The sequence below is a fragment of the Levilinea saccharolytica genome, from assembly GCF_001306035.1.
Taxonomy (GTDB): Bacteria; Chloroflexota; Anaerolineae; order Anaerolineales; family Anaerolineaceae; genus Levilinea; species Levilinea saccharolytica.
On the sequence record NZ_LGCM01000058.1, the window covers coordinates 1 to 24,882 of the forward strand.

26 protein-coding genes are annotated in these 24,882 nt (G+C 62.1%); 13 read left to right on the forward strand and 13 right to left on the reverse strand.

The window, feature by feature from the left end:
* Positions 1 to 136: 136 nt before the first annotated feature.
* From ADN01_RS15385 to ADN01_RS15400, 4 genes are all read right to left on the reverse strand, one after another.
* Positions 137 to 778, reverse strand: coding sequence for a ribonuclease HII (locus ADN01_RS15385; RefSeq protein ID WP_062416764.1), 642 nt, complete (start codon positions 776 to 778; stop codon positions 137 to 139).
* 7 nt (positions 779 to 785) lie between these two features.
* The gene (locus tag ADN01_RS15390; RefSeq protein ID WP_062416765.1) at positions 786 to 1,655 is read right to left on the reverse strand and encodes a hypothetical protein; all 870 of its coding nucleotides are present in this window, start codon (positions 1,653 to 1,655) and stop codon (positions 786 to 788) included.
* A gap of 111 nt (positions 1,656 to 1,766) precedes the next feature.
* Positions 1,767 to 2,426, reverse strand: a complete 660-nt coding sequence (locus ADN01_RS15395; RefSeq protein WP_062416766.1) for a response regulator — start codon at positions 2,424 to 2,426, stop codon at positions 1,767 to 1,769.
* Positions 2,423 to 3,607: a sensor histidine kinase gene (locus ADN01_RS15400; RefSeq protein ID WP_062416767.1), complete on the reverse strand. Its 1,185-nt coding sequence runs from the start codon at positions 3,605 to 3,607 to the stop codon at positions 2,423 to 2,425. Before ADN01_RS15400 ends, ADN01_RS15395 begins: the two co-directional genes overlap by 4 nt.
* 156 nt (positions 3,608 to 3,763) lie before the next feature.
* Between ADN01_RS15400 and frr the strand changes: the two genes are divergently transcribed.
* The 4 genes from frr to glpX all read left to right on the forward strand — a co-directional run bounded on the left by frr (position 3,764) and on the right by glpX (position 6,983).
* Positions 3,764 to 4,321 (forward strand): ribosome recycling factor, encoded by a 558-nt coding sequence (gene frr / locus ADN01_RS15405; protein ID WP_062416768.1) that lies wholly within the window; start codon positions 3,764 to 3,766, stop codon positions 4,319 to 4,321.
* Between the two features lie 13 nt (positions 4,322 to 4,334).
* The gene (locus ADN01_RS15410) at positions 4,335 to 5,093 is read left to right on the forward strand and encodes an isoprenyl transferase (protein ID WP_062416769.1); all 759 of its coding nucleotides are present in this window, start codon (positions 4,335 to 4,337) and stop codon (positions 5,091 to 5,093) included.
* Positions 5,074 to 5,880, forward strand: coding sequence for a phosphatidate cytidylyltransferase (locus ADN01_RS15415; protein WP_062416770.1), 807 nt, complete (start codon positions 5,074 to 5,076; stop codon positions 5,878 to 5,880). Before ADN01_RS15410 ends, ADN01_RS15415 begins: the two co-directional genes overlap by 20 nt.
* A gap of 116 nt (positions 5,881 to 5,996) precedes the next feature.
* Positions 5,997 to 6,983: a class II fructose-bisphosphatase gene (glpX, locus tag ADN01_RS15420; protein ID WP_062416771.1), complete on the forward strand. Its 987-nt coding sequence runs from the start codon at positions 5,997 to 5,999 to the stop codon at positions 6,981 to 6,983.
* A gap of 59 nt (positions 6,984 to 7,042) precedes the next feature.
* On the opposite strand, the gene ADN01_RS15425 is transcribed toward glpX, so the two are convergent.
* Positions 7,043 to 7,387, reverse strand: coding sequence for a protease inhibitor I42 family protein (locus tag ADN01_RS15425; protein WP_062416772.1), 345 nt, complete (start codon positions 7,385 to 7,387; stop codon positions 7,043 to 7,045).
* 306 nt (positions 7,388 to 7,693) lie between these two features.
* Between ADN01_RS15425 and ADN01_RS15430 the strand changes: the two genes are divergently transcribed.
* From ADN01_RS15430 to ADN01_RS15440, 3 genes are all read left to right on the forward strand, one after another.
* Complete coding sequence (locus tag ADN01_RS15430; protein ID WP_062416773.1) at positions 7,694 to 8,131, forward strand: GbsR/MarR family transcriptional regulator; 438 nt, start codon at positions 7,694 to 7,696, stop codon at positions 8,129 to 8,131.
* A gap of 98 nt (positions 8,132 to 8,229) precedes the next feature.
* Positions 8,230 to 9,129 carry an ABC transporter ATP-binding protein gene (locus tag ADN01_RS15435; protein ID WP_062416774.1) on the forward strand — a complete coding sequence of 300 codons (900 nt, stop codon included), beginning with the start codon at positions 8,230 to 8,232 and terminating at the stop codon, positions 9,127 to 9,129.
* Positions 9,107 to 9,880, forward strand: a complete 774-nt coding sequence (locus ADN01_RS15440) for an ABC transporter permease (RefSeq protein WP_082142566.1) — start codon at positions 9,107 to 9,109, stop codon at positions 9,878 to 9,880. Before ADN01_RS15435 ends, ADN01_RS15440 begins: the two co-directional genes overlap by 23 nt.
* On the opposite strand, the gene ADN01_RS15445 is transcribed toward ADN01_RS15440, so the two are convergent.
* The 3 genes from ADN01_RS15445 to ADN01_RS15455 are packed head-to-tail and all read right to left on the reverse strand — an operon-like array spanning position 9,877 to position 12,597.
* Positions 9,877 to 11,811 (reverse strand): DUF5671 domain-containing protein, encoded by a 1,935-nt coding sequence (locus ADN01_RS15445; protein ID WP_062416776.1) that lies wholly within the window; start codon positions 11,809 to 11,811, stop codon positions 9,877 to 9,879. The genes ADN01_RS15440 and ADN01_RS15445 overlap by 4 nt on opposite strands.
* Positions 11,812 to 11,856: 45 nt before the next feature.
* On the reverse strand, positions 11,857 to 12,330 hold the full coding sequence (locus tag ADN01_RS15450; RefSeq protein ID WP_062416777.1) for a nuclear transport factor 2 family protein: 474 nt from the start codon (positions 12,328 to 12,330) through the stop codon (positions 11,857 to 11,859).
* 30 nt (positions 12,331 to 12,360) lie between these two features.
* Complete coding sequence (locus ADN01_RS15455; RefSeq protein ID WP_062416778.1) at positions 12,361 to 12,597, reverse strand: hypothetical protein; 237 nt, start codon at positions 12,595 to 12,597, stop codon at positions 12,361 to 12,363.
* 137 nt (positions 12,598 to 12,734) lie between these two features.
* Between ADN01_RS15455 and ADN01_RS15460 the strand changes: the two genes are divergently transcribed.
* The 5 genes from ADN01_RS15460 (at position 12,735) to ADN01_RS15480 (ending at position 20,525) form a co-directional block, all read left to right on the forward strand.
* Positions 12,735 to 14,795, forward strand: coding sequence for a hypothetical protein (locus ADN01_RS15460; RefSeq protein WP_062416779.1), 2,061 nt, complete (start codon positions 12,735 to 12,737; stop codon positions 14,793 to 14,795).
* A 150-nt stretch (positions 14,796 to 14,945) separates the two neighbouring features.
* On the forward strand, positions 14,946 to 15,953 hold the full coding sequence (locus ADN01_RS15465) for a LacI family DNA-binding transcriptional regulator (RefSeq protein WP_062416780.1): 1,008 nt from the start codon (positions 14,946 to 14,948) through the stop codon (positions 15,951 to 15,953).
* 109 nt (positions 15,954 to 16,062) lie between these two features.
* On the forward strand, positions 16,063 to 17,463 hold the full coding sequence (locus ADN01_RS15470) for an ABC transporter substrate-binding protein (protein WP_075071263.1): 1,401 nt from the start codon (positions 16,063 to 16,065) through the stop codon (positions 17,461 to 17,463).
* Positions 17,464 to 17,609: 146 nt separating this feature from the next.
* Entirely contained in the window at positions 17,610 to 19,292 is a 1,683-nt protein-coding gene (locus ADN01_RS15475) for a carbohydrate ABC transporter permease (RefSeq protein ID WP_062416784.1), read from the forward strand.
* Between the two features lie 9 nt (positions 19,293 to 19,301).
* The gene (locus ADN01_RS15480) at positions 19,302 to 20,525 is read left to right on the forward strand and encodes a carbohydrate ABC transporter permease (protein WP_062416785.1); all 1,224 of its coding nucleotides are present in this window, start codon (positions 19,302 to 19,304) and stop codon (positions 20,523 to 20,525) included.
* A gap of 117 nt (positions 20,526 to 20,642) precedes the next feature.
* Here the strand turns inward: ADN01_RS15480 and ADN01_RS15485 are convergent, their stop codons facing one another.
* Entirely contained in the window at positions 20,643 to 22,217 is a 1,575-nt protein-coding gene (locus ADN01_RS15485; RefSeq protein ID WP_062416786.1) for a M50 family metallopeptidase, read from the reverse strand.
* A 179-nt stretch (positions 22,218 to 22,396) separates the two neighbouring features.
* Between ADN01_RS15485 and ADN01_RS15490 the strand changes: the two genes are divergently transcribed.
* A complete protein-coding gene (locus ADN01_RS15490) occupies positions 22,397 to 22,765 on the forward strand; it encodes a DUF3592 domain-containing protein (RefSeq protein WP_062416787.1) in 369 nt (122 codons plus the stop codon).
* Here ADN01_RS15490 and ADN01_RS19815 read toward each other — a convergent pair.
* The 4 genes from ADN01_RS19815 to ADN01_RS15510 are packed head-to-tail and all read right to left on the reverse strand — an operon-like array spanning position 22,762 to position 24,882.
* Positions 22,762 to 23,040 carry a phosphoribosyl-ATP diphosphatase gene (locus tag ADN01_RS19815; RefSeq protein WP_201778695.1) on the reverse strand — a complete coding sequence of 93 codons (279 nt, stop codon included), beginning with the start codon at positions 23,038 to 23,040 and terminating at the stop codon, positions 22,762 to 22,764. The genes ADN01_RS15490 and ADN01_RS19815 overlap by 4 nt on opposite strands.
* A 2-nt stretch (positions 23,041 to 23,042) precedes the next feature.
* Entirely contained in the window at positions 23,043 to 23,375 is a 333-nt protein-coding gene (gene hisI, locus ADN01_RS19820; RefSeq protein WP_062416789.1) for a phosphoribosyl-AMP cyclohydrolase, read from the reverse strand.
* Positions 23,375 to 24,142, reverse strand: a complete 768-nt coding sequence (gene hisF / locus ADN01_RS15505) for an imidazole glycerol phosphate synthase subunit HisF (protein WP_062416790.1) — start codon at positions 24,140 to 24,142, stop codon at positions 23,375 to 23,377. The genes hisI and hisF overlap by 1 nt, the downstream gene beginning before the upstream one ends.
* On the reverse strand, positions 24,136 to 24,882 hold the full coding sequence (locus tag ADN01_RS15510; protein ID WP_062416791.1) for a 1-(5-phosphoribosyl)-5-[(5-phosphoribosylamino)methylideneamino]imidazole-4-carboxamide isomerase: 747 nt from the start codon (positions 24,880 to 24,882) through the stop codon (positions 24,136 to 24,138). Before ADN01_RS15510 ends, hisF begins: the two co-directional genes overlap by 7 nt.

Sequence of the window (24,882 nt, forward strand, 5' to 3'; positions counted from 1 at the left end):
AATGAGGCTTGGTGCATCACGTAGGGTTTGAATACGGGCGCTGTTGGTCTTCTTTTCATCCCCCTATTGAATCACGCTTGCTTTATTTTGGGAAGGGGCTGCCCATTGTTACTTTTTGGACAGCCCCGTTTGGTGTTTAAGGGAGGGGCCAACCAGCCTCGGCCAGGCGTACGGGAGCATAGCTGCGGCGGTGTTGAGGGCAGGGACCCAGGGTGCGCAGGGCAGTCTGATGCAGCGCCGTGCCGTAGCCCTTATGTTGGGCAAAGCCGTAGCCGGGGAATTCTGCTTCCAGCGCCGTCAAGAGCGCATCGCGGGCGGTTTTGGCCAGCACCGAAGCCGCGGCGATGCTCAAACAGGTGGCGTCCCCGCGGATGAGGCAGGTTTGCGGCAGAGGCACGCTGCGCAGGCGTACGGCGTCAATGAGCAAATGTTGGGGGGGGATGCAGAGGGCGGCCAGGGCGCGCTGCATGGCCAGGCGTGTGGCGGGTAAAATTCCCTGGGCGTCAATTTCTTCAGCGGAGGCAAACCCCACCCCCCAGGCGGCAGCCTCCTGGCGAATGCGCTCAGCCCACTCCCCCCGCTGCCGCGCCGTCATCTGCTTGGAATCGCGCACACCCTTCAGCCGTTCCAGCACCGCCGCATCGGGGGGTAAGATGACCGCCGCCGCCGAGACAGGCCCAGCCCAGGCGCCGCGGCCAGCCTCGTCTAACCCCGCGGCGCGCACCACCCCCGCCGCCCACAGGGCGCTCTCCTGACTCAGGTCGGGTGAACAGCGCATGGCCGGATCAACGTTGAATGCCGCGCCGCATGAGCAGCAGATAGACTCCAAACAGGATCATGGCCAGCGAGCCGGTGTTGCCGATGAAGGCCGCTGCGTTCGATGGGTTGCCGCCGATGTACAGCCCCCAGCCCACCATCGCCAGCACCCCGCCGGGGATGAGCGGCCACCACACGAACTGGTGAGTCACCCGCCGCGAACACACCGTGATCAGCACCCAGCCCAGGGCAAAGGCCACCAGCATGATGCCGGTGCGCGCCAACGGGTTTTCCGGCGTCTGCGAGCTCCAGGCCAGGTACACCCCCGGCCCAATGCTGGACAGCAGGCAGCCCGGAATGATCAGCCCAAACAGGCGCTCGCCCAATCCCCAACCGAGAAAAGCCAGCCCCAGCAGGAAGCCGATGTAGAGGATAAAATCCACCAGTTTGAGCGAGCTGAACAAAAAGGTCAGCCCGGTTCCAGCCAGGGCTGCACCCGGGATGAGCGCCCACCAGGCGGTGCGCGCCGTCATCCGCAGCGAGGCCAGGGTGATCAGCCCCCAACTGAGGCCGAAGGCCAGCAGCCCGGCGCCGATGCGCTGTTCAATGCTGAAATTCAGGGCCTGGCTGAGCGCCAACGAGATTGCCAACCCCAGGCCGCCCAACAGGCTGCCGGTGATCACCAGCCCAAAGCGTTGGCCGCGCCAGCCGCCTGCATATAACAACACACCGGGGATTGGTAAGAGAATCAACGTCAGCCATCCTGTCTTGAAGTAGAAATCGAGCAAGAAAATGACGCCCAACAAGATCAAAAAGATGCCGCTGAAAGTGCGCAGCAGTTCGCCAGCACTCTTTGGCGAGCTGGGGGTGGGGGTGATTTCAGGATTTTCGGTGCTCATCGTGTCACTGTTCGTAAGGATAGCAAAAGGTGAATGGAAAACCATGTGTCTCAAGTCATACCCCCAGGCATATGCCGCCTGCGGCGGCGCGGCCTGCGGTTATGACCTTTTTTAACTCAGTAGCCCCAATTCACGCGCCTTCAGCACGGCTTGCAGCCGGTCTTTGGCGCTCAGCTTGGCCAAAATATTGGTCAGGTGATTTTTGACTGTGCCTTCGGCAATCACCAGCATTTCGGCGATTTCCTTGTTGCTGGCGCCGGTGGCCACCAGCCGCAAAATCTCAATTTCACGCGCGGAAAGCGGGTCTACCAAAGGTTCCACTGGCACGCGGGCCACGGGTGAAACCCGCGCGAATTCCTCGATCACTTTGGCGGTGATGGAGGGCAGCAGGAAATATTCCCCGCGCGCGGCGGCGCGCAGCGCCTCGAACAGCTTATCGGAAGACACGTCTTTCAGCAAATAGCCCACCGCGCCTGCCCGCAGACCGTCGAAAACAAATTCGTCATCGTCAAAGGTGGTCAAAACGATCACGCGGCAGTCGGGCAGCAGCGTGCGCAGCCGCCGGGTAGCCGTCACGCCGTCCAGCACGGGCATGCGCAGATCCATTAAGATCACGTGCGGCTGAAGCTGCACCGCCAGGCGCAAAGCCTCTTCACCGTTGCTGGCTTCCCCCACCACCTCAAAGTCGGGCTGCACAGACAGCAGGGTGTTCAACCCTTCACGAAACAGGGCCTGGTCGTCAACCAACAGAATACGGATGGGATGGTTCATAGGGGTAGGGTGATCTCCAAGAGAAAGCCGCCTCCAGGGCGGGTGGTGATTCGAAAATCGCCGTTCAAAAGCTGCACGCGTTCGCGAATGCCAATCAGACCAAAGCCGCCGCCGGGGTTTTCGGAGCTGCCCAGCCCGTCATCGCGGATGTTTAGGCTGACGCTGTTTTTCTGTGTGTAATCCAACACGACCCACAGGTGTTTGGCCTGGGCGTGTTTGCAGGCGTTGTTGAGCCCTTCCTGCGCGGCGCGGTAGAGGGCCAGATGGGCGGCGGGCGGCAGGTCGGCCGGGGTTCCGCGCACTTCCAGCTCAGCCTGCATGCCGCTGGCCTCACAGGTGCGCAGCATTTCGCCGATGCGCTGGGCCAGGGGCAGGTCCTCTTCGGGGGCGCGCAGGGCTGAAACCGAACGGCGCACATCCGCCAGAGCCTCTTGGGCCAGATTCTGGGCTTTGGAAAGCGATTCTTGGGCGCGCTGGGGCTGGCTGTCGGCCACCGCCCGCGCGGCTTGAATCTGCATATAGATTGAAGTCAGGTAATGCCCCAGGCCGTCGTGGATCTCGCGCGCCAGGCGGTTGCGCTCGCGGCTGATGGTCAGCTCTTCCACCTGGCTGGCGTAGATGCGCAGCTGCTGGTTGGCGTTTTCCAGCTCGGCCAGCAAACGTTCCACCTGGTTGCGGGAGCGCTCTTCGCCCACAGCCATCTGCGTGAAGGCCACGATGAACACCTGACCGGCGATGAACACCGGCATGCCCGCCAGCACGCTGGCAAAATCACCGTTGGCCAGGCCGATGGCGGCCACATAGGCCAGGGCAACCCACGCGTTGCACACCAACATCCAGCCGGAGGTGAGCAGAAAGACGCTGTGTCCGGCCAGCGGCAGCAGCACCATGGCGTTAAAGCCCGCTCCTTTGCCCAGATACACCATCGCCGCGCCCAGGGGAATTTGCAGCACAAAATAAGCCAGGCGCAAAGCCCGCGATGGGTGGCGCGAGCAAGCCATATAGCCGTAGGTGCCCACCGTGATGTACACAATCCCGATCACCACCAGCAGGACGATTTCCAGCGTGCTGGAGGTGGGCAGCACCGAAAACGTGGCAAAATAGGAGGCCAGCACCACCACAGTGAAGGCCACATTGATGCTGTCGCCGGTGGTATTGATGATTCTCTCCTGGTGTGCCATACCGTGGATTATAGCATGTCCCACCCCCGCGCAGCCCCGTTGATGGCAGGCGGGCAGGCATAGCTTTTTTTTTGAAATTAAGGTATGCTTAACGCATCTGGCCGTTAAAATGGGCCGGACAGCCTGGCCCCCATTTAAAGCACCGAGGAGGTAAATGTGATCAAAGAAACCCTCAAAGAAGCGGAAGTGCGCATGAAAGGTGCGATTCAGGCGCTCGAAGAAGACCTGGCTGGAATTCGCACGGGCCGCGCCTCACCCGCCCTGGTGGAACGTTTGCAGGTGGAATATTACGGCTCGCCCACACCCTTAATGCAGGTGGCCAGTATCAGTATTCCTGAACCTCGCCAGATTCTCATTCGCCCCTTTGAAACCAATATGATCAAGCCCATTGAACGCGCCATCCTGGCTTCGGATTTGGGCCTGACTCCCAACAATGACGGCAAGGCCATCCGCCTGAACCTGCCGCCCCTCAACGAGCAGCGCCGCCGCGATTTGGCCAAGGTGGTGCATAACCGCGCCGAAGAAGCCCATGTGGCCGTGCGCAATGTGCGCCGCGACCTGATCAAAGACCTGCGCGAGTTCGAACACGAAAAAATGATCTCCGAAGACGATCTGAAAAACGGGGAAGAAGAGCTTCAGAAGTTGACCGACCGCTTCGTCGAACAGGTGAACGTGGTTAAAGAACGCAAGCAAAAGGAAATCATGGAGGTCTAACGCACACCCGCTCATGAGTGAAGAAGCTCCCCATCTTGAGTTAAAAATCCCCAATCACATCGCTGTGATCATGGACGGCAACGGCCGCTGGGCCGCTGCCCGCGGGATGCCGCGCATGGTCGGCCACCGCGCCGGAACCGAAAACCTGCGCCGCATCATCACCGCCTGTGTGGAATTTGGGGTCAAATACCTGACGATTTACGCCTTCTCGACCGAAAACTGGGGCCGTCCCCAGGAAGAAGTGGACGGCTTAATGAACATCCTGGCCCAGGTGATTGAGCAGGAGTTGGCCGAGCTGCACCAGGAAGGCGTGCAGCTGCGCCATATTGGCCGCCTGGAACGCCTGGAACCCAGCCTGCGCCAGAAGGTGGAAGCGGCGGTGGAAATGACCCGTGATAACCAGCGCCTGGTGCTTTCGGTGGCCTGGAACTACGGCGGCCGCGATGAGATCGTATGCGCTATCCGAGATATGATCCGTGCGGGCGTGCCCGCCGAAGCGGTGACCGAAGAAACCGTCAGCCAACACCTCTTCACGGCTGGGATCCCCGACCCCGACTTAATCATTCGCACCTCTGGTGAAATGCGAATCAGCAATTTCTTAATCTGGCAGGCCGCTTACTCGGAATGGTACGTCACCCCCACCCTGTGGCCCGATTTTGATAAAGAGGCGCTGCGCTCCGCGTTAGAAGATTACAGCAAACGCGACCGCCGCTTTGGGCGCCTGTCCAAATGCTTCGAGGACAATGCAGCCCATGCTGGCAAACCGGCTTAAAGTCATCATTGTTTTGGTTCCCCTGGTGGTGGGATTCACCGCCTGGGGCGGTTGGCCCTTTGCCGGGCTGATCGCCGCGGTGATGGCTGTGGCCGCCTGGGAATACGTGCGCATTTTTCACCCCGGCGCCCGCGGTTCGGCGGCGGTGCTGCCCCTGGCCGGGGTGGTGGCCCTTATCCTGGCGCGTCAGGCCTGGGGGTTCGCCCATTCTGATTGGATCCTCGCGCTGATTGTTCTGCTGGCGATGGCTTTTCAGGTGGTGGCCCAGCAGCGCGGCAGCCAGACTTCCGCCAGTGATTTTGGCATGGTCCTCTCCAGCGTGCTGTATCTGGGCTGGTTGGGGGCCTATTTTATTTCCCTGCGCAGCCTGCCCGACGGACAGTGGTGGGTGTTGGTGGTGCTGCCTGCGGTGTGGGTGGCAGACGCGGGGGCGTATATCATCGGCCGCCGTTTTGGCAAGCGCCTGCTGTGTTCGCGCGTCAGCCCCAAAAAGACCTGGGAAGGCTACCTGGGCGGTGTGGCCGCGGCGGTCTTGCTGACCCCGCTTCTGGCTGCCCTGTGGCATCTGCGCGCCCCGGCCGTCACCCCCCTGCACGGCTTGCAAATCGGCCTGGTCATGGCCGTCCTCACCCCCCTGGGCGATTTGGGCGAAAGCATGCTCAAGCGCCAGTTCGGGGTCAAAGATTCTGGAAAACTCCTCCCCGGCCACGGCGGCATCATGGACCGCGTGGATTCGTGGATTTGGGCAGTCACCCTGGGGTACTATCTGGTGCTGTGGCTGAGTTAGCCCTTTTTACAGCTGAATATTAGTGTTGCCTCAATCGAACGCCATTGTCTGCATTGTAACGTTTCCCAACTGATCCAGTTCGCCCGCGGGCTGGCCTATGGAAGAGGAGGATTGCAATGATTGACACTCGCCCCACTCGTAACCTGGCTCTGGAATTGGTCCGGGTGACCGAAGCTGCTGCCCTGGGGGCCGGCCGTTTTATGGGCCGCGGAGATAAAATCGCCGCGGACCGCGCTGCGGTCAACGGCATGCGCCTGGTGCTCAATTCCATCCAAATGGATGGAGTCATTGTGATCGGCGAGGGCGAAAAAGATGAGGCCCCCATGCTCTACAATGGCGAAAAGCTGGGCACTGGCGACCCGCCGCTGGTGGATATCGCCGTGGACCCCATTGACGGCACGCGCCCGCTGGCGCTGGGGCTGCAAAATTCCATCACCACCGTGGCGTTGGCCCCGCGCGGCACCATGTTTAACCCCGGTCCCTATGTGTACATGAAGAAAATCGCGGTCGGCCCTCAGGCACGGGATGTGATTGATATCCGTGCTTCCATTACCGACAACCTCCATGCCGTCGCCAAGGCCAGAGGGGAAGATGTGAAAGATTTGACGGTGGTCATTTTGGACCGCCCCCGCCACGAAGATATGATCGCCGAGGTGCGGCGCTGCGGCGCGCGTATCCGCCTGATACCCGATGGGGATGTGGCCGGGGCCTTGATGACCGCCCTGCCGGATTCGGGCATTGATGTGCTGCTGGGCATTGGCGGCACCCCCGAAGGCGTTTTGGCGGCCTGCGCCCTGCGCGCGGCGGGCGGCAATATTCAGGGTCTGCTGGTGGCGCGCAACGACGAAGAGCGCCACCGCGGGGACGAGGCGGGCATTGATTTTCACAAAGTCCTGACCATGGATACCCTGGTGTCTTCGGAAGATGTCTTTTTCGCCGCTACCGGCCTGACCAACGGCGATTTGCTGCGCGGGGTCGATTACTTCGCGGGCGGGGCAGTGACCGACAGCCTGGTGATGCGCGGGCTGACCGGCACGGTGCGCCGCATCACTTCCACCCACCGCCTGTCCAAGCTCACCCAAATCAGCGCCATCGAGTACTAGCGCCTTTGCGCTGAAAACGCCTGTTTGCCCCCTGGCGCAAATCCGCCGGGGGGTTTTCTTTAATCTTCTTCTTGAATTTGCAGGGTCACGTACCAGGTGCGCAAAGGACGTTTTTCCGTCTCCCATGCGCGGCGGTAGTGCAGTTTCAGGCGCGTGCGGCCCGAACCCACCGCGCAAAAATGCAGCCGTACCTGCCCGCCGCTGCCCACATACGGACTGGCCGGCTGGAACTGGCGCTCTTCCAGGTTCAGAATATCGGGGTTCATCTCGGCAACGGTCCAATCAAAACCGGTAGAGGGGTTCCCGGTGAGCACCACGGTGATGCTTTCACCTGCTTGGAGCTCAATCTTCTTGCCGCGGTCGCTTTCAGCCAAAATATGGGTTGTATCGAGGTTGGAATCCATCGTCCATCCTCCTTCCATATTCATTATAGGGAGGTTGCAGCGGATGCGTCAAGTGCCTTTGTGTTCATTTCATGCGATTCTGTATTTACAGCAAATACAGTTGTTTCAGTATTGACAGAAACAACGGGAACAACTATAATACTACCGGGTGAGAGTGCCCAAGCGTTGTTAGCCAGAAAATAAACAAACATTTTTTGGATTTTGTGAAGGAGCGTTTGGATGGAGCTGGAAAGCTCGGGTGAGTCTGCGGATAATCCTCCCTCGAAGGGGGAGGATAGACAGACGTTATCCCAGTTCGTTGAAAATATGGGGTTGCTTTACCAGGATTACGGCGTGTCCCGCATCGGCGGGCGCATCGTTGGTTATCTCCTGGTAACGCCGCGGCCGGTATCTTCAGAAGAGATGGCTGAGGCCCTTCAGGTCAGCCGCAGCAGCGTTTCAACCAATTTACGCACGCTGCTCATGGCTGAACTGGTCGAGAAGGTGTCCCTGCCGGGGGATCGGGTGGACTACTACGTCCTTTCGGATCTCGCCTGGCAGAACACGCTCGAAATGCGCCTGGCTGCCATTCTTCCCTTGAAGGAACTGGCGGAAGAGGGCCTGGAGGGCTTATATCCAGACCATCCCGCCCGACCGCGCCTGCAATCGCTCATGGATTGGGTGGGCATGGTGGAAACCATCCTCCAGCGCACCCGCGACGAGTGGCAATCCCGTTCGGAGGTCTTGGCCGGTCCAGGGTCCTGATTCGCCCTGCCGCCCCCTGCGCGTTTCCAGCGCCGGTTGGACCTCCGCTCCAACCGGCGCTTTGTTTGAAACCGCAGTCCCTGTGAAGGAGGCGAGCGATGCGCTATCTGGTGATCCGCACCGAAAATTTGACCAAGATGTACGGCCGCCATCTCGGCGTCCGCGATCTGATGTTAGAGGTTGAACCGGGAGAGGTTTTTGGCTTCCTGGGCCCAGACGGTTCCGGCAAAACCACCACCATCCGCTTACTGCTGGATTTTGTGCGCCCCACCTCGGGCCGCGCTCTGGTGTTGGGCCTGGACAGCCGTCAGGACAGCCTGAAAGTCCGCCGCCAGGTGGGCTATTTGCCGGGGGAATTTGATTTCTTCGCCCATCAAACCGGCGGCGCGGCTTTGCGCTCTTTTGAGACTCTGCGCGGTAAGCTGGATTGGGCCTATGTGGACGGCCTGGTTGAGCGCTTTGGGTTGGATGTGGACCAAAAGATCGGCGACATGCCCGCCCTGGAACGCCGCAAGGTGGGGCTGATTCAAGCCTTCATGCACCGCCCCGAACTGATTTTGCTGGATGAGCCCAGCCGCGGCCTGGATTTGGCCACGCAGCAAGCCCTTTATCAACTGATCGCCGAGGTGCGCCAGGAAGGGCGCACGGTGTTCCTGGCCTCCAACTCGGTGTGCGAGATGGAACGTCTGTGCGACCGCGCTGCCGTGCTGTACGGCGGACAGGTGATGGCCGTGGAACGCGGGGTACACCTGCGCGCCCGCGCCCTGCGCCGCATTGAAATGCGCTTCGCCACGCCGGTTCCGCTGGGTGCCTTTGACGCCTTGCCCAATCTGCAGGATCTGCACATCACCCCCCATTCCCTGTCCTGCACGGTGCGCGGCGATCCCGATACCCTGCTCAAATTGGCCAGCCAGTACCGCATCACCGATATGCTCAGCCAGTCGCTCAGCCTGGAAGAGGTCTTCCGCCGTGACTATGGGATTACCTGTGCTGCCTGATCTGCTCCACAGCGCTGTGCAGCGCGCGCGCTGGCCCCTGCTTGCCTGGGGGCTGGCGCTTTTCTTCTGGACGGGGCACCTTTTGACCAGCTTTCACCTGTCCGACGGGCCGCTGGCGCAGGGCATGGGGCAGGTGGTGGCCTTCTTGGGGGCTGTTCCCACTCCGCCTGCTGCGTTGGAGGGATGGCTGTGGGCGGGCGGTTTTGCTCTGCCTTACCCGCTGCTGACCTCTTCCTTCGCCGTCTGGCTGGCGGGGGGGCTTTTGGCGGGCGAAGAGCGCCGCCGCACTCTGACCCTGCTGCTGGCCGCGCCCATGCCGCGCAGCCGCCTGCTGCTGGCCCAATACGCGGCCCTGTGGCTGGCGATGGCCGTTTTGGGGGCCTGGCTGGCGGGGGTTTTGCTGTTGGCCAACCTCAGCCTGGCGCTGGGGCTGGCGCCGGGGTTTTTGCTGCGCGCGGTGGGGTTGAATACCCTCTTGGCGCTGGTGTGGGGCAGCGCGGCCTTTTTGACCGGGGCGCTGACCGGCCGCCCCAACCTCAGCCGTTGGGTGGGCGCGGGAGCTTTTGTCCTCTTTTATATCCTGCACCGCCTGAGCCCCGCGGAGGGCGCGCTTTCCTTCTTCTCCTGGCTGTCCCCCTTCCACTATACGCAAACCAGCCTGCCGGGGGCAGGCTGGGTATTGGCGGGTCTTTCGGGGCTGTGTTTGGCGGCGGCCTGGGTGGGCTTTAACCGCCGCGATCTGGAACTTTAGTCCACCCCCAACAGCGACATTCCCAAACCGAACAATACCAAGAGCATTTGCAGGCCAAACAGACCGGCCAGCACGTAGCCGACGATCACCCAGGCCGTCAGCGGCGCCGCCGTGCGCACGGGCTGGCCTTCGGCCATCTGCCGCACCACTCGCGCCGTCTCCACGGCCAGTTCGCGCGGGCTGCGCAGGGGCGTCCCCGGCCAAACCCAGCCTTCAGCTTCCAGCGGGATGAGCACCCGCTGTCCTTGATATTCTTTGAGCCACAGGCGCAGGGCTTCGGGCGGGTTGGCCGCCAATGCGGCGGGCAGCAGCACGGCTTTGGCCTGGTAATACTCGTCGCTGAAGGCCTGGACGCCCAGCTTGAAGAGGGTCACCGGCAGACGCGGGGCCTGCTGCTGCAGGGCGTGGGTCAGCGCCTCATTGAAGCTGTCTTCGCCCTGCGGCTGAATCACCAGCACGGGGAACAGCGCCTGGCGTTCGTGTACCGCCTGTTGGGCGGCGCGCCCATCGCTGCGCAAAGCTCCCAGATGGTAGCTGAGCCACACCAGCAGCAGGGCCAGCACCTCGGCGCGGCGCGCAAATTCCAGCCAAAAATTGGGGTCGGGGCTGCCCAGCACGGCGGAGAGCACCAGAAAGAACAGCGCCCCGCCCGCGGCCATGCCGCCCACCACGCTGGCAAACAGCACCAGATATAGGTAAGCCTTGCGCACCACCGACCGGCGGGCGTGATCGCCCTCATCGCCAAAGGCGCGCGCCTGGGCCTGCAGCCGTCCCCAGGGCCGCAGCCACAAGGGCAGGCCGATGGCCAGCCCGGCCAGAGAATAGCTCAGCGTGTCGCGCAGACCGCCCAGGGTGGCGGGCTGGTTGATGAGGATTTCAGTGACGGTGCTGAGCAGACCCCACAGGCTGAAGAAGGTGGCGGCTGTCCCGCCCAGCGACAGGAGGGAATCGTACAGCCGCTCCAGCCCCTCGCGCCGCCGAATTTCACCTTCATCCCGCACGGCCTGCCGGCACTGCCGCGAGAAATAGGCCCACACCACCCCGGCGATGATCATCACCGCCAGCCAGTTGGCCTTTTCGTTGAGCCACAGTTCCAGCTGGTTGGCTTCGCCCAGGCCCCAGCGGATGAGCGAAGCCGCCAGATTCCCCAAAGACAGCAGCCCCAGCCCCAGCGAGACCCAGCTGAGGGCAAAAAGCACCCCCAGACGCAGCAGGGAGCGGCGTTCGCTGGGGTGTTCGTCCAGCCCGCGGCGGATGACCAGCCAGGCGTGGGCAAACAGGGGCGCCCCCACCGCGCACAGGGCAATGCCGTTGGCCAGCCAGGCCGCGGTCAGGTCGCTCAGCCCTTCGGGGGTGGTGAAGATAAAGCGGATGAGCTGCTGGCAGCCGAAAACTGCCAGCCCCAGGCTGTAAATGCCCCAGGCGTAGCGGTACACCCGCCGCACTTCGGGCAGTTCCCCACTGGGCGCAGCCGCCTGCCAATCGCCGCGCAGCACGCGTTCGATATAGGCCCATGCGATCAAATTGACGGCCACAGCCGCCAGGTTATCCGCCAGGGTTTGCCCGCCGCCCACCAGGGGGGAATCCAGGCCGCGCCCCATCCACGTGATCAGCGCGCGGTTGAGAATGGCCAGCACGTTTTGGGCCACCGGAACCAGCAGCCCAAAGCGGGCCGCGTATAAGAACAGGGCGCGGATGCGCGAGGTATGTTCTTCCTCGTCGCTGCGGGCGTCTCGCTGCACCACGGCCCAATGGATGCCGAAAATGGGCACGCCCACCAGCACCAGCGAAAGCCCCCCCGCCAACAGGTTGACCCCGCCCAGCGGCAGCACATCAAACAGGGTGCGGGCCAGGTTAATCACCCCCCACACGATGACTTCCAGGCTGATGAGGGCGATCAGGTAAAAATATAAGCGCCGAACGGTGCGCATGGGCTGCTCCTTGTGCGTGATGAATCCAGACGGCCGCTGCGCCGCTTACTTTTTAAGCTCTTCCTGGAACCAATCCCAATTGAAATAGGGATACGGCAGGTAACGGATCTTCCAGGTCCCGTTCTGCTGTTCCAGCGTGGCGCGGTCGTTCTGGCGGTAGCTGGAACCCATCAGCCCCGAATCGCCCTGGATCACGGTGAGCTGTACGGTGGCCTGCTCCCCGCTGATGAAGGTTTCGCCGAGCTTCAGGCTGGCCTGGCCGGGCTGCAGCTGCTTTGTCAGGAAGACATCGCGGAAGGCTTGCAGGCTGGGGCGTCCGGCGGCCTCGGCCAGATAGCCGTGGGCGCGTTCAAAATCACCCGATTGCAGGGCTACCACGTAATTATGCACCACCGCGCTGGGGGTATCTTCGGGCAGGTAGGTGATCTGTTGGCGGCGCACCAGGAAGATGGTCAGGGAGATAACCACCAAGATGCCAATCCCGGCCAGGATGGCCATGAGAAAACGGTCCTGTTTCATAGAGACTCCAGATAGGGTACGATCGATGGGTCACCCGTTGACGCGCTGCGGGCGCGGGGCATGGGCAGGGGCGGAGGCACGCGGGCGCCCAGGGCGCAGGGCGATGACCAGGAAGGGGCCTAAGAGCGGCACCAAAAGGGCCAGCACACCCAGGCAGCAGAACTCTAACAGCCCCACTTTTCGCCGGCGCAGGGAGAGCATCGCCAGGATAAACAGGACAGCGATCACGGCGATTAAAAGAAACCGGATGACATCGGCAGAGTCCATCGCACCGCTCCTCTTGTAAAGTACCGTAATTGTAGGATATTTTTTCGAATTATTCAAGTGTTGATCTACGAGCGCACCTCACCTGCCGGGCGGCACATCCGGTATAATGTGGCCATCTTTGCTGTGCAGAGGCGCGTATGTCCGCACCCGAACCCCAACCGAAACGCAAACGCCTGGAAACGATCGCCGCCGTCGGCTTGCTGGCGCTGCTTTCCGCCCTGGCTTACCTGCCTCTGGCGGCCCAGTTCGGCTTTTATAACGATGATTGGTACCTGATGTACGCCGGTTTTACCCAAGGGGCGGCGAAATTTACGGATGTCTTTGCCATTGACCGCCCGGCACGCGCGTTTTTGGTCTCGGCGGCCTATCAGCTTTTCGGCACGCAGGCCCCCTGGTACAGCTACAGCGCCTACGCGCTGCGCCTGATCAGCACCCTCAGTTTGCTGTGGACTCTGCGGCAGGTCTGGCCGCGCCAAAACCGCCTGATGCTGCTGGCGGCGGCTCTCTTCGCTGTGTACCCCGGCTTTTTGGATCAACCCAACGCGGTGGATTACCAATCGCACCTGGTCAGTTTTGCGCTGATTCTGCTTTCGACCGCCGGGTCGGTGGCGGCTCTCACCACCGAACGGCGGGCATTGCGCGCAGGCCTGATTGTGCTTTCGGCGCTGTCTTCCCTGGCGGGGCTGCTGCTGATGGAGTACTACATCGGCATGGAGGTCTTCCGCTTCTTGATTCTGGCGGCCCTGGGGCAGTCGGGCGTGCGCCTGCTGCCGCGTCTGCGGCGGGGCGCGCTGCGGGCAGCTCCGTATTGGGCGGTGAGCGCGGGCTTCTTGATCTGGCGCATGTTCTTTTTCAGCAGCCAGCGCGCCGCCACGGACATCGGTTCCATGTTCAGCCATCTGGCTGAATCGCCGCTGATGCGCGGGCTGTGGTTTGGGGTGTATTGGCTTCAGGATTTTTGGAATGTGACCGTGTTGGCCTGGGGCGTGCCGCTGTATCAGAGCGCCTTCCGGCTGCGGCTGCGCGACAGCCTGATGGGCATGGCTCTGGGGGCGGCGGCGGCGCTGCTGCTGGCGGGCGTGGTGTGGTGGCTCAACCGCTCCAAAGGTGCGGACAGTCCCCAAGCACAGGAGGAGGATTCCTCTTCTAATAACTGGGCCTGGGAAGCTCTGGCGATCGGCGCGCTGAGCGTGCTGGCCAGCCTGGCCCCCGTCACCCTGGGCGACCGCCACATTCTCTTCCCCACCTACAGCCGCTTCACCCTGCCGGGTTCTTTGGGCGCGGTATTGATGTTGGCTGGCCTGCTTTCCATGCTGAAATCACAGCGGCTGCGCCTGGGCCTGGCCGCGGTGCTGGTGGGCGCGGCTGTCTTTGCCCATTTCGGCAACGCCACCCAATATGTCAACGAATGGCGCTCGCTGCGCAATTTTTGGTGGCAGGTTTCCTGGCGCGCCCCGCAGATCCAGCCGGGCACGGTGTTGGTGGCCGATTACCCTAACAGCGGCATCGCCGAGGATTACTTTGTGTGGGGGCCGGCCAACCTGATCTTTTACCCCGAAAAGAAAACCGGCAGTCCCACGCCCATCTCTCTGCCCGCGGCAGTGCTGAACCGCACCACGGTGCAAAACATCCTGCGCGGTGAGGGCGTGACCGAAACGGTGGACCGCCGTGGCCTGGAAGTGACCCGCGATTATGGGCGGGTGCTGGCCCTTTCGATGCCGACCGAGGGCTCGTGCGTGCACTTGATTCAGGGCGCGCAGCCGGAGCTTTCCGACCAGGAAGGCTATGAGATGCAGATCATCGCCCGCCGCTCTGACCCGTCGGCGGTGCTGACCGAGGCCGACCCGCACCGGCCCCCTGAGGCCATTTTTGGGCCGGAGCCGCCCCACACCTGGTGCTACACCTATCAGCGCGCCGACCTGGCGCGTCAACGCGGCGATTGGGAGGAAGTAGCCCGCCTGGGGGATGAGGCCATCCAGGCCAAGCTTCACCCTGTGGATTGGGTGGAGTGGATGCCCTTCATCCAGGCCTATGCTTACCTGGGGCGGGAAGACGCCTTGCGCCAGCTGGCGGTGATTGTGAAGGATCAGCCGTTCCTGCGGCATCAGGCCTGCGCGCTGTTTCAGGCGGACGGGGCCGGATGGGGGGAACAATATCCGCAGGGGCAGGCCCGCCTGGTGGAGACGTTTTGCCCCTAGGGGCTGAGGCCGCCGCGAAACGTTAAAAAAATCCCATTGAAAGGCAAGTTGGGGGATTGACAAACCTTCAAAAATCTTTTATATTAATGTTACCGGTCACGTGACCGGTAACATATCCCCACTGCTTGTTTTCATAGGCGACCTGTACGGATGAAACGTTCCAGTCCCACCATTCGAGATGTTGCTGCCCTGGCCGGGGTTTCGCACCAAACGGTCTCACGGGTGATTAACGGGATTGAACGGGTCAACCCCGAAACGCGCGAGAAGGTTGAAGAAGCCATCGCTGCCCTGGGCTACCGCCCCAACGCCATCGCCCGCTCGATGGCCCAGGGACGCACCTGCATGTTGGCCTGCGTGGCCCCCAACCTGACCGACTTCACCTTTGCCAGCATCATCGAAGGGGCCGAAGGCGAAGCCCGCAAGCACGGTTACTTCACCCTGGCGGCGGCCGCCGCTTTGGACAGCGATTTCGAGAATGTGATCGAGCAGTTGGTGGGGCACCAGCGCATTGACGGCATCATCGTCATCAGCCCCTGCCTCGACAGCTACCAGGCCACCATCGCCGCCACCATCCCCTCCGTGTTTGTCAGCGCCCCCCACCCTTCGGGCGCGCTGCAAACCGTGGACATTGACAACTACCAGGGCGGCTACGACGCCACCACCTACCTCTACAGCCTGGGCTACCGCCGCGTGGGGCTCATCACCGGCCCGCAGCAGGAGATCACTTCGCAGGAGCGCAGCCGCGGTTACGAAGAGGCCGTGCGCGCCGCGCAGGAAACCCTGGACGCAGATTTGATCGCCGAAGGCGACTGGTCGGCCACTTCGGGCTACCACGCTTTTCAAAAAATTTGGAACTACCGCCCCCAGGCCATTTTTGCTGAGAACGACCGTATGGCCGTGGGCGTCATCCGCGCCGCGCGCGACGCGGGACTGAGCATCCCCGAAGATTTGGCGGTGGTCGGCTTTGATGATATGCCGCTGGCTTCCTATTTTGACCCTTCGCTCACTACGATCCGCCAGGACACAGAAGGTTTGGGCCGCGAGGCTGTGCTGCGCCTGGTGGAGCTGCTGCAGACTCCCGAACTCCCCGGAAAGCACACCCGCTTGGCCACCCAGTTGGTGGCGCGCGGCTCTACCGCCCCGCATCAAAGGAGGTGATGATCCTTTCGTTCGAGTGCCTTTTCGCTGTTCCCATATTGTGTAAAGTTGGGCCTGACCCGCTGGGGATGACCCAATTCTCAATCGAAAAATTTTTAAGAGGAGAACCATGAAGAAGAACCTGTTGTTTGCCTTAAGCCTGATGGTTATGGCGGCCATGCTGTTGGCGGCTTGCGCCCCGGCGGCCACCCCCGCCCCTGCGGCCCCCGCCGAACCCGCTGCCCCCGCGGTTGAGCCCACCAAGGCCCCCGAAGCCGCTGTGGAACCCACCAAGGCTCCCGAAGCCCCTGCGGAAGTGGCCCTGCGCTGGCGCACCCGCCCCGACAACCAGGCTGAAATTGATCTGTACTCCAGCATCAGCCAGGACCTGGACGCTTCCCTGGAAGGCATCACCCTGGCCTACGAACCCGGCGGCTCGGAATCCTCCAGCTACCAGGACGTGCTCAAGACCGAAATCGCCAACGGCACCGCCCCGGACGTGTTCTGGATCCCCGGCACCGACGTGGCTGATTTTGCCAAGCGCGGTCTGATCATGGACCTCAAGGCCATGGCCGACAAGACCGAAGGCTTCAAGACCACCGATTTCTACGAAGGCCCCATGTTCCACATGACCTTCAGCCCCACCACCAACAAAGCTGGCGACGCGCTGTGGGGTCTCCCTCGCGATGTTTCCACCTTCGTGCTCTACCTCAACCTGGACCTGATTGCCGAAGCCGGTGCGGATGATCCGCGCGAACTGGCCAAAGAAGGCAAATGGGATTGGGAAGCGTTCCTGGATGTGGCCAAGAAAGTCACCGCCCTCGGCTCGGACATCTACGGTTACGGCGCCAATGCCTGGTGGGGCCCCTACGGTGTGTGGCTGAACGCCGCTGGCGGCGGTTTCTTTAACGAAGACCGCACGGCCTGCGCCCTGGATACGGATGCCTCCATCGCTGGTTTGGAATTCGAACGCAAGCTGTATGTGGACGAAAAAGTGGCCGTGCCCTACGGCGAAGACTCCGAACCCCCCTTCATGGCGGGTAAGGTTGCCATGTTCCAGAACGGCCGCTGGGCCACCCCCGGCGTTCGCGCTAACGCCAAGTTCAATTGGGACGTGGTGGAACTGCCCACCGGCGCCAACGGCCAGGGTAACTGGCTGTTCTGGGGCGCTTATGTGGTCAACGCTAAGACCGCTCACCCCGAAGAAGCCTGGAAACTGGTGCAGGCTCTGACCACTGCCGAAACGCAGGGCAAGATCTCGGCTCTGGGCGCCAACATCCCCAGCCGGGTCAGCCAGGAAGCCTTTGACGCCTTCTTGACCTTCACCCCGCCTGCCAACAACCAGGCCTTCTTGAACGGCATTGACCCCAAGAACAAACCCACCGCCGAAGGTCCGCTGTGGGCTGGCTCCTGGCCGGATTATGATGCCGTCATGGGCCCCATGATCAGCTCGGTCATGAACGGCGAAATGACCATCGAAGACTTCAAGGCCAAGATCTGCACGGAAGCCAACAAAGCTTTCGCTCAATAAGAATTTCACTTCTCTTCCTCCTTCCCTGTCCGGTTTCGGGCAGGGAAGGAAATTTCTTTGAACTGCTGTAAACCCCACTGGTATTGCACCGCTGTATAATGTTGTTGGTCTTGTGAGCTTTCTCGAATCTCATGGAGGGCCGCCTGATGACCCCTGCTTTGGATGTGCGTTCTACGCGTCTCACCCAGCGTTTGATCCAATCCGCCACCCTCTGGCATATTGTGGCCGCGCTTGCGGGCCTGGCCGCGGTGGTGTTGATCGCCGCTGGGGTGATCGTTCTCAACTTACCCGCCTGGCTGCGCATCACCGCCGGGGTTCTGCTGCTGGTTTTTACCGGCGCTTCCGCAGCGGCCGCCTGGTTCCTGCACCAGCGCAAACGCGTGGGCCGCTCGCTTTCTTTGGTGACCAATTATCTCGGTTTCATCGTTTCGCTTTTGGCTCTGTTTCAATTTTTGGGGATTTTTACCGGCGTGGACGCCCTGGCAGACACCTTCAGCCGCGGTCTGTGGGCGCTGGCAGGCGTGTTCCTGGGCTATCTGATCTCCGCCAGCGGCGACCGTTTTCACGCCAGCATTGATACGGAGATTCTGCTCAAGAAGATCGGCAAATACGTGGCCCTGGCCAGCTTTATCGTCTTTTTGTTTCTGGTGGGTCTGGTGGACGGCTTGCTCTATCTGGCGCGTCAGTTTGCCCAGCCCACGGCCGCGGCCGCGCTGTTCTTGACCCTGGTGTTTGGGTTCATGGTGTGGGCTTTATGGCGCGAGGATTCGGGAATTGCGCTGAACCGCAGCAACGCACACACCGAAACCCTGGAAGGTTACCTCTTCCTCTCCCCCAACCTGCTCGGTTTTTTGGTGTTCTTTGCCTTCCCGCTGCTGTTTTCCTTCTTCGTTTCGCTCACCGATTGGGACGCCTTTGGCAACCAGAATTTCATCGGACTGCGCAATTATGCCAACATTTTCACCCTGAATTTGCAGCCGCTGGACTACGCCGGTCAGTTGATGACCGAGGTCATGGACGGCTCGATCTTTTCGGAATTGCTGCGCTTCAACTTTTTTGGAAAAGAGTTTTTGCTGGGTGCCAAAGACGCCCTGTTCTGGATTTCGCTGCGCAACACCCTCCTGTTTGTGATCCTCACCGTGCCGCTCAGCGCCGTGCCGGCCCTGCTGCTGGCCAACATCCTCAACAGCAAAATCCCCGGCATGAAGGTCTTCCGCGCGATTTACTTCGTGCCTTCCATCGCCGCCACCGTGGGCATCGCTCTCATCTGGCAGTGGCTGTATAACGCCTCCATCGGGTACATCAACTACTTTATCACCCTGGCGGTGACCTTCTTCAACGGCACCTTTGGGGCGGCTCTGGTGGATCCGCAAATCCGCTGGCTGTCTGAGGCGCGCACCTCCATGCTGGCCATTGTGATCATGTCCGCCTGGCAGACGATGGGTTTTAACACCGTGCTGTTCCTGGCGGGGCTGCAAAACATCCCCAAAGAAATTTACGAAGCCGCCACGGTGGACGGCGCGGGCTCCTGGGCGCGCTTCTGGCACATGACCTTGCCGCTGCTGGCTCCCACCACGTTTTTCGTGATCACCACCACCACCATTCAAGCCATGCAGGTCTTTGAACAGGTCTTTATCATGACCAACCCACCGGGGGCTCCGGCCAATTCCACCCTGACGATTGTGCTGTATCTGTATCAGAACGGTTTCCAGCGCTTCCGCCAGGGGTATGCCGCCGCCATCGCCTGGGTGCTGTTCACGGTGATTTTCCTCGTGACCCTGCTGCAGTTCCGCAACCAGCGCCGCACCGGCGGCGGGTACGACATGTAGGAGGCCGCCATGAACTCATCTCGCTTCCATTCCCCTACCAAGACCCAATGGAGCCGCTGGCTGACCAACGCCCTGGCCTACATCATCCTCTCGGCTTTTGCCCTGGTGATGCTCTTCCCCTTCTTATATATGTTCGCCACGTCTCTGAAGACGCCGGACGACACCTATAACTATCCCCCGCGCTTCTTCCCGCGCGAACAATCCACCGTCCAGGTGGAAGGCTACCCCGACCCCCTGCCGATGTATTATGTCGAAAAGGATGGGCAGCGGCTGGCCTTTGCCCTGGCACAGCAGACGGTTCCCGCGGGCGTGTATGCGCCCCCCGATGCGCTGGATCAAACCGTGGCGGTGCCGCTGGAGCTGGCGGTTCCCAACGGCCAGACCGCTGTGGTGGACGGCCAGGAACAGCCTTTGCTGGATGTGCCCGTGGATGGACAGATCGTTTCGATGGTGCAGGTGGGCAAAACCGCCTTGGGCCGCTTTATTAACCCCGATAATCCCAGCGAAGAAGTCTTTCAAAATGTGCGCAAGAGCGAACCGGTCAACCGCATCACCTGGAACCCGGAAAACTACGTGCGCGTGATGACCCTGGAAAACATGGGCCGCAGCCTCACCAACACCACCCTGGTGACCCTCTTTGTGGTCATTGGGCAGGTGACCACCTCGGTGCTGGGCGGCTACGCCTTTGCCCGCCTGCGTTTCCCGGGGCGCGACAAGCTCTTCGTGGTCTATCTGGGCACGATGATGATCCCCTTTGTGATGCTCATCATCCCTCTGTATCAATTGATGGTATTATTTGGGTGGGTAGACAGCCTGGCGGCCTTGATCTTCCCCTGGGTGTTCACGGCTTACGGTACCTTCCTCATGCGCCAGTTCTTCATCACCGTGCCCAAAGAGATTGAGGAAGCCGCGCTGATTGACGGGGCCTCGCGCCTGCAAATTCTGTGGCGCATCTTCTTGCCCGCGGCCGCCCCGGCCCTGGCCACCCTGGCCACCTTCACCTTCCTGTATGCCTGGAACAGCTTCTTCTGGCCGCTGGTGATCATTAACACAGGCAATTACGACAATCACGTTCTGACCCTGACGCTGAACATGCTGCGCGGTCGGGCGTCGGATCAGGGCAATATCATCCTGGCGGGCGCGGCCATTTCCATCCTGCCGCCCATGATCCTCTTTATCCTGGGGCAGCGCTTCTTCATCGAGAGCGCCATGTCCTCGGGTGTCAAAGGCTAAAATACTTCGGGGTGGTTCTACGCTGTTAGCCTGGGGTTGGCCTCCACCAACCCCAGGCGCATTTAACCCCGTCTGCTAAGTTTCCCCCCATCTGAGAAGTCCGCGCAATCTGCGGATCTATCCTGTCGTCATCAATCCCAATTGCGCCTCAGCCCGGCGGCGCAGGTGGGATTTGGCCTTGAGCGCCAGCACCTGCTGAAAATCCTGTCGGGCCTCTTCCACGCGGCCCAGGCGCTGGTACGCCGCCCCGCGCCGCAAATACAGCACCGGCTGCCGCGGGGCCAATCGGACGGCCTGGTTGTAATCTTCCAGCGCCCGCTCTTCCTGCCCGTTCACCGCCAGCGCATCCCCGCGCCCCTGGTAGGCCATCCACTGTTTGGGGTATTTTTCCAGCACCCAGCCGAAGAAATCCAGCGCCCAATCCAGCTCATTGCGGTACAGGGACAGGTTGACTTCGTTGACGGTCAGCGCCTGCTGGGGGGAAATTTTCAGGGCCTCGGCTTGATCGCGGTGGGCGGCGGCCCGATCCCCCAGATGGTAATGGGCCATGGAGCGCACCAGATAGCCCAGGGGAAACTCCGGCATCAGCGCAACGGCCTGATCCAGCTCGCCCAGGGCTGCCGCGGGGTCGCCTTGCTCCAGGTATGCCCCGCCCATGTCTAGATAGGGCACCCCCCAATCGGGTTTGAGGGCTTTCACCTGCTGGTAGTGCTCCAGGGCGGTTGGGTAATCTTTGTCCATCGCAAAGAGTTCCCCGCGCAGTTCCAGCGCCAGGATGTTTTGGGGGTCCATTTGCAGCACCTGTTCCAAATCTGCTTTGGCCTGGGCGATTTCGCCCAGGTTGATATAGGCCGCGCTGCGCGCCAGGCGGCTGTTCACGTCCTGGGGTTGGGCGGCCAGTTTTTGGGTGTACATTTGAATGGCGGCGTCGTAATCTTCCTGAAGGTAATGGTACGAGGAGCGGCGGAAGAGGTAATTCACCGCCAGATTCAGCCAGCGCTGCGAATGCGGGTTCAGGCTGGCCAGCCCCAGGGCCATCAAAACGCAAAACAGCAGCATAATGTAATCGCGCTGCACCACGCTGAAGGCCGTCAGCCCGATGAGAACGGGCACGCCCACCACCAGGCTGATCAGGTTGGCGGTGCGCTTGCCAAACAAGCCCTCGCCCAGGGCGTGCAGCATGCCCCCTCCGTCCAGCGGAAAGATAGGCAGCAGGTTGAAGACCGCCAGGATGCCGTTTGTCAATGCCAGGACGTTGAGCAGATCATGCAGCCGCAGTTTCCATAGGTTTTCCAGCAAATACCATTCCCCCGGTACGGCGGAGAAGGCCCAGGCCGCCCAAAAGGCCGCCGCCAAAACCAGGCTGACCGCCGGCCCGGCGGCCGAGATGGCGAAGCGCTGCCAGGGTTTTTTGGCCTCCCGGCTCAACTGGGTGATGCCTCCCAGCGGCCACAAGACGATCTTTTTCACCTGAATCTGAAAAGCCTGGGCGGTCAGCGCGTGGCCCAGCTCGTGCAGCAGAATGGAAGCGAACAGCCCCAGCGCCCAGGTTAAATCAATCAGCACGTCTTCCCACACCCGCGGGCGGAACAAGAAGTAAATCAGGGGGATCACCAACAGCATCGAAATATGCAGGTGGATCTCAGTGCCGCCCACCCGCCCGATCTGCCACGTTTTTTTGGCTATATTCATCCATCCTCCCATGAGCTGATCGCCCGGTGTCATCGCCTCAAACAGTCCCCACCGCTTAAGTGTACCCAGAAATGCCGATGGAGGGGGCGCTGCGGCCAAATTGACCGGTGCGGGGCGGGTTTGTGCGCGCTATAATAACATTACACACCCACACAACCGCTTTCGCCCGGAGGGACGCCGTGGATTCAATCACCCTCTTGCTGGTTGCTGGAATTCTTGTGTTGGCCGTCATCTTTGTGCGGCTGCTGCTCTACATCTGGGAGCGGATGAACCCGCGCTCCGCCTGGCCCACCACCCACGGGCACATCACCCATGCAGTCATCGAACGCTGGCTGGGAGATGACTCGGGGGCCTACCGCGCCCACATCGCCTACGAATTCAGCGTAGGCCATTTTATTTACCGGGGCGAACGCCTGCGCTGGGATCAGCCGGTGCTGAATGGAACCAAGGCCGAAATGCAGCGCGTGCTGCGCCGTTACCCGGTGGGGCGGCGGGTGATGGTGCATTACAACCCCAAAGACCCGCACGAGTGCTGTTTGGAGATTTAGCCCGCGTGGCGGCGGGCCAGCTCGGCCTCCACATCCTGGGGGGTCAGCCCGCGCGCGGCCAGCAGCACCAGGGTGTGATAGGTGAGATCGGCCAGCTCTTCCACCAGGCGGGTTTGTCCCTGTCCTTTGGCCGCCAAAATCACTTCCACGGCTTCTTCCCCCACTTTCTTTAAGATTTCATCCTCACCGGCGGCCGTCAGGCGGGCGGTGTAGGATTCTTCCGGCGGGGCGCTGCGCCGCGCCTGGATGACAGCAAATAACTGGTTGATGTTCATGCTCATTCCTCGTTCTGGTGCTGGGTTGGCAGGGATTGAAAGAAACAGCTGACCGCGCCGGTGTGGCAGGCTGGGCCGTTGGGACGCACGCGCACCAGCAGGGCATCGCTGTCGCAGTCCAGGCGCAGTTCCACCACCTGCATGGTGTGGCCGCTGGTGGCCCCTTTGTGCCACAATTCCTGGCGGCTGCGCGACCAAAAAACCACCTCCCCGCGCGCCTGGGTCTGCTGCAGGGCCTCGGCGTTCATCCAGGCCAGCATCAGCACCTGGCCGCTGTCGGCGTCCTGCAAGACGGCCGGGATCAGCCCGCGGTCGTCAAATTGGATGGGGGGCATCAGCGCACCTCCCGCCGCACCGGCAGGCCAGCCTCGGCCAACCGCTGCTTAAGGTCGCCGATGGCCAGCACGCCGTCGTGAAAGAGCGAGGCCGCCAGGGCTGCATCCGCGCCGCCGCTGGAGAGCACATCGGCAAAATCCTGCCAGCGCCCCGCCCCGCCCGAAGCGATGAGGGGCACGGGCACGGCCTGGGCCACGGCGCGGGTCAGCGCCAAGTCGTAACCTGCCAGGGTGCCGTCGCGGTCCATGCTGGTTAAAAGAATCTCGCCCGCCCCCAGAGCCACAGCCTGCTGACACCAGTCCACCACATCCAGGCCGGTGTCGGTGCGCCCGCCGTCAATCACCACCTGCCAGCGTCCTGGGCTGTGCTGACGCGCGTCCACCGCCAGCACCATGCACTGGCTGCCGAAGCGCTCGGCCCCCGCGGCGATCAGCTGCGGGCTGCGCACGGCGGCGGAATTCAGGCTGATTTTGTCAGCCCCGGCCAGCAGCAGGCGGCGCATATCCTCCACCGTGCGGATGCCGCCCCCCACCGTCAGCGGCATGAACACCCGCTCGGCCACGCGCTCCACCACCTGCACCAGCGTGCCGCGGCCCTCCACCGTGGCGCTGATATCCAGAAAGACCAGTTCATCCGCCCCCGCCTGATCGTAGGCCGCGGCCTGTTCCACGGCGTCTCCGGCGTCGCGCAGGTGGACGAAGTTGACCCCCTTCACCACCCGACCGGCGTGAATATCCAGGCAGGGGATGATGCGGCGGGCTAACATGCGGGCGTTTCCAGGGCAAACAGCGCCTGGGGATCCACTTGGCCGGTGTACAGGGCGCGCCCCACGATGACGCCCGCCAGGCCGGCGCTGCGGGCTTCTTCCACCTCGCTCAGGCTGCGCACGCCCCCAGAGGCCACCACGTTCAGGGCGGTGCCGCTGGCCAGGCTTTGGGCCACGCTCAGGTTCAGTCCCTGGTTCAGCCCGTCGCGGGCGATATCGGTGTACAGCACCCAGCGCACACCCGCGTCCTGCAGGCGGCGGGCCACCGACAGGGGGTCAAAGCCGCTGCCCGTGCGCCAGCCGCGCACATACACCACCCCGTCGCGCGCGTCCACGCCCGCGGCGATGCGCTCCGGCCCCCAGCGTTCCAGCACGCCCGCCAGCATATCGGGGTTTTCAACCGCGCTGGTGCCCAGCACGGCGCGCTGCACCCCGGCCTCCAGGGCGGCGCGTACGGCCTCTTCGGTGCGCAGGCCGCCGCCGAACTGCACGGCTGCACCCAGTTCCGCGGCAGTTTTGACAATGCCGCTCAGGGCAGCGCGGTTGGCGACATCGTCTTCACCAAAGGCGCCGTCCAGATTCACCACATGCAGCCAGCGCGCTCCGGCCTCAATCCAGCGCCGGGCGCAGTCGGCCGGGTCGCTGCTGAAAACGGTTTCGCTGCCGGGGGCGCCGCCGCGCAGCCGCACCACCTGTCCGCGGCGTAAATCAATGGCGGGGAAAGGAATAAATACGCTCAT

Coding starts and splice junctions, on each gene's coding strand:
- ADN01_RS15440 (WP_082142566.1), top strand. CDS start 9,107: ATGGGATTACCTGTGCTGCCTGATCTGCTCCACAGCGCTGTGCAGCGC.
- ADN01_RS19815 (WP_201778695.1), bottom strand. CDS start 23,040: ATGAACATCAACCAGTTATTTGCTGTCATCCAGGCGCGGCGCAGCGCC.
- ADN01_RS15425 (WP_062416772.1), bottom strand. CDS start 7,387: ATGGATTCCAACCTCGATACAACCCATATTTTGGCTGAAAGCGACCGC.
- ADN01_RS15450 (WP_062416777.1), bottom strand. CDS start 12,330: ATGAAACAGGACCGTTTTCTCATGGCCATCCTGGCCGGGATTGGCATC.
- ADN01_RS15480 (WP_062416785.1), top strand. CDS start 19,302: ATGAACTCATCTCGCTTCCATTCCCCTACCAAGACCCAATGGAGCCGC.
- ADN01_RS15390 (WP_062416765.1), bottom strand. CDS start 1,655: ATGAGCACCGAAAATCCTGAAATCACCCCCACCCCCAGCTCGCCAAAG.
- ADN01_RS15455 (WP_062416778.1), bottom strand. CDS start 12,597: ATGGACTCTGCCGATGTCATCCGGTTTCTTTTAATCGCCGTGATCGCT.
- ADN01_RS15475 (WP_062416784.1), top strand. CDS start 17,610: ATGACCCCTGCTTTGGATGTGCGTTCTACGCGTCTCACCCAGCGTTTG.
- ADN01_RS15470 (WP_075071263.1), top strand. CDS start 16,063: ATGAAGAAGAACCTGTTGTTTGCCTTAAGCCTGATGGTTATGGCGGCC.
- ADN01_RS15435 (WP_062416774.1), top strand. CDS start 8,230: ATGCGCTATCTGGTGATCCGCACCGAAAATTTGACCAAGATGTACGGC.
- ADN01_RS15485 (WP_062416786.1), bottom strand. CDS start 22,217: ATGAATATAGCCAAAAAAACGTGGCAGATCGGGCGGGTGGGCGGCACT.
- hisF (WP_062416790.1), bottom strand. CDS start 24,142: ATGTTAGCCCGCCGCATCATCCCCTGCCTGGATATTCACGCCGGTCGG.
- ADN01_RS15385 (WP_062416764.1), bottom strand. CDS start 778: ATGCGCTGTTCACCCGACCTGAGTCAGGAGAGCGCCCTGTGGGCGGCG.
- hisI (WP_062416789.1), bottom strand. CDS start 23,375: ATGCCCCCCATCCAATTTGACGACCGCGGGCTGATCCCGGCCGTCTTG.
- ADN01_RS15460 (WP_062416779.1), top strand. CDS start 12,735: ATGTCCGCACCCGAACCCCAACCGAAACGCAAACGCCTGGAAACGATC.
- ADN01_RS15465 (WP_062416780.1), top strand. CDS start 14,946: ATGAAACGTTCCAGTCCCACCATTCGAGATGTTGCTGCCCTGGCCGGG.
- ADN01_RS15400 (WP_062416767.1), bottom strand. CDS start 3,607: ATGGCACACCAGGAGAGAATCATCAATACCACCGGCGACAGCATCAAT.
- ADN01_RS15445 (WP_062416776.1), bottom strand. CDS start 11,811: ATGCGCACCGTTCGGCGCTTATATTTTTACCTGATCGCCCTCATCAGC.
- ADN01_RS15395 (WP_062416766.1), bottom strand. CDS start 2,426: ATGAACCATCCCATCCGTATTCTGTTGGTTGACGACCAGGCCCTGTTT.
- ADN01_RS15510 (WP_062416791.1), bottom strand. CDS start 24,882: ATGAGCGTATTTATTCCTTTCCCCGCCATTGATTTACGCCGCGGACAG.
- glpX (WP_062416771.1), top strand. CDS start 5,997: ATGATTGACACTCGCCCCACTCGTAACCTGGCTCTGGAATTGGTCCGG.
- ADN01_RS15415 (WP_062416770.1), top strand. CDS start 5,074: ATGCTGGCAAACCGGCTTAAAGTCATCATTGTTTTGGTTCCCCTGGTG.
- ADN01_RS15410 (WP_062416769.1), top strand. CDS start 4,335: ATGAGTGAAGAAGCTCCCCATCTTGAGTTAAAAATCCCCAATCACATC.
- ADN01_RS15430 (WP_062416773.1), top strand. CDS start 7,694: ATGGGGTTGCTTTACCAGGATTACGGCGTGTCCCGCATCGGCGGGCGC.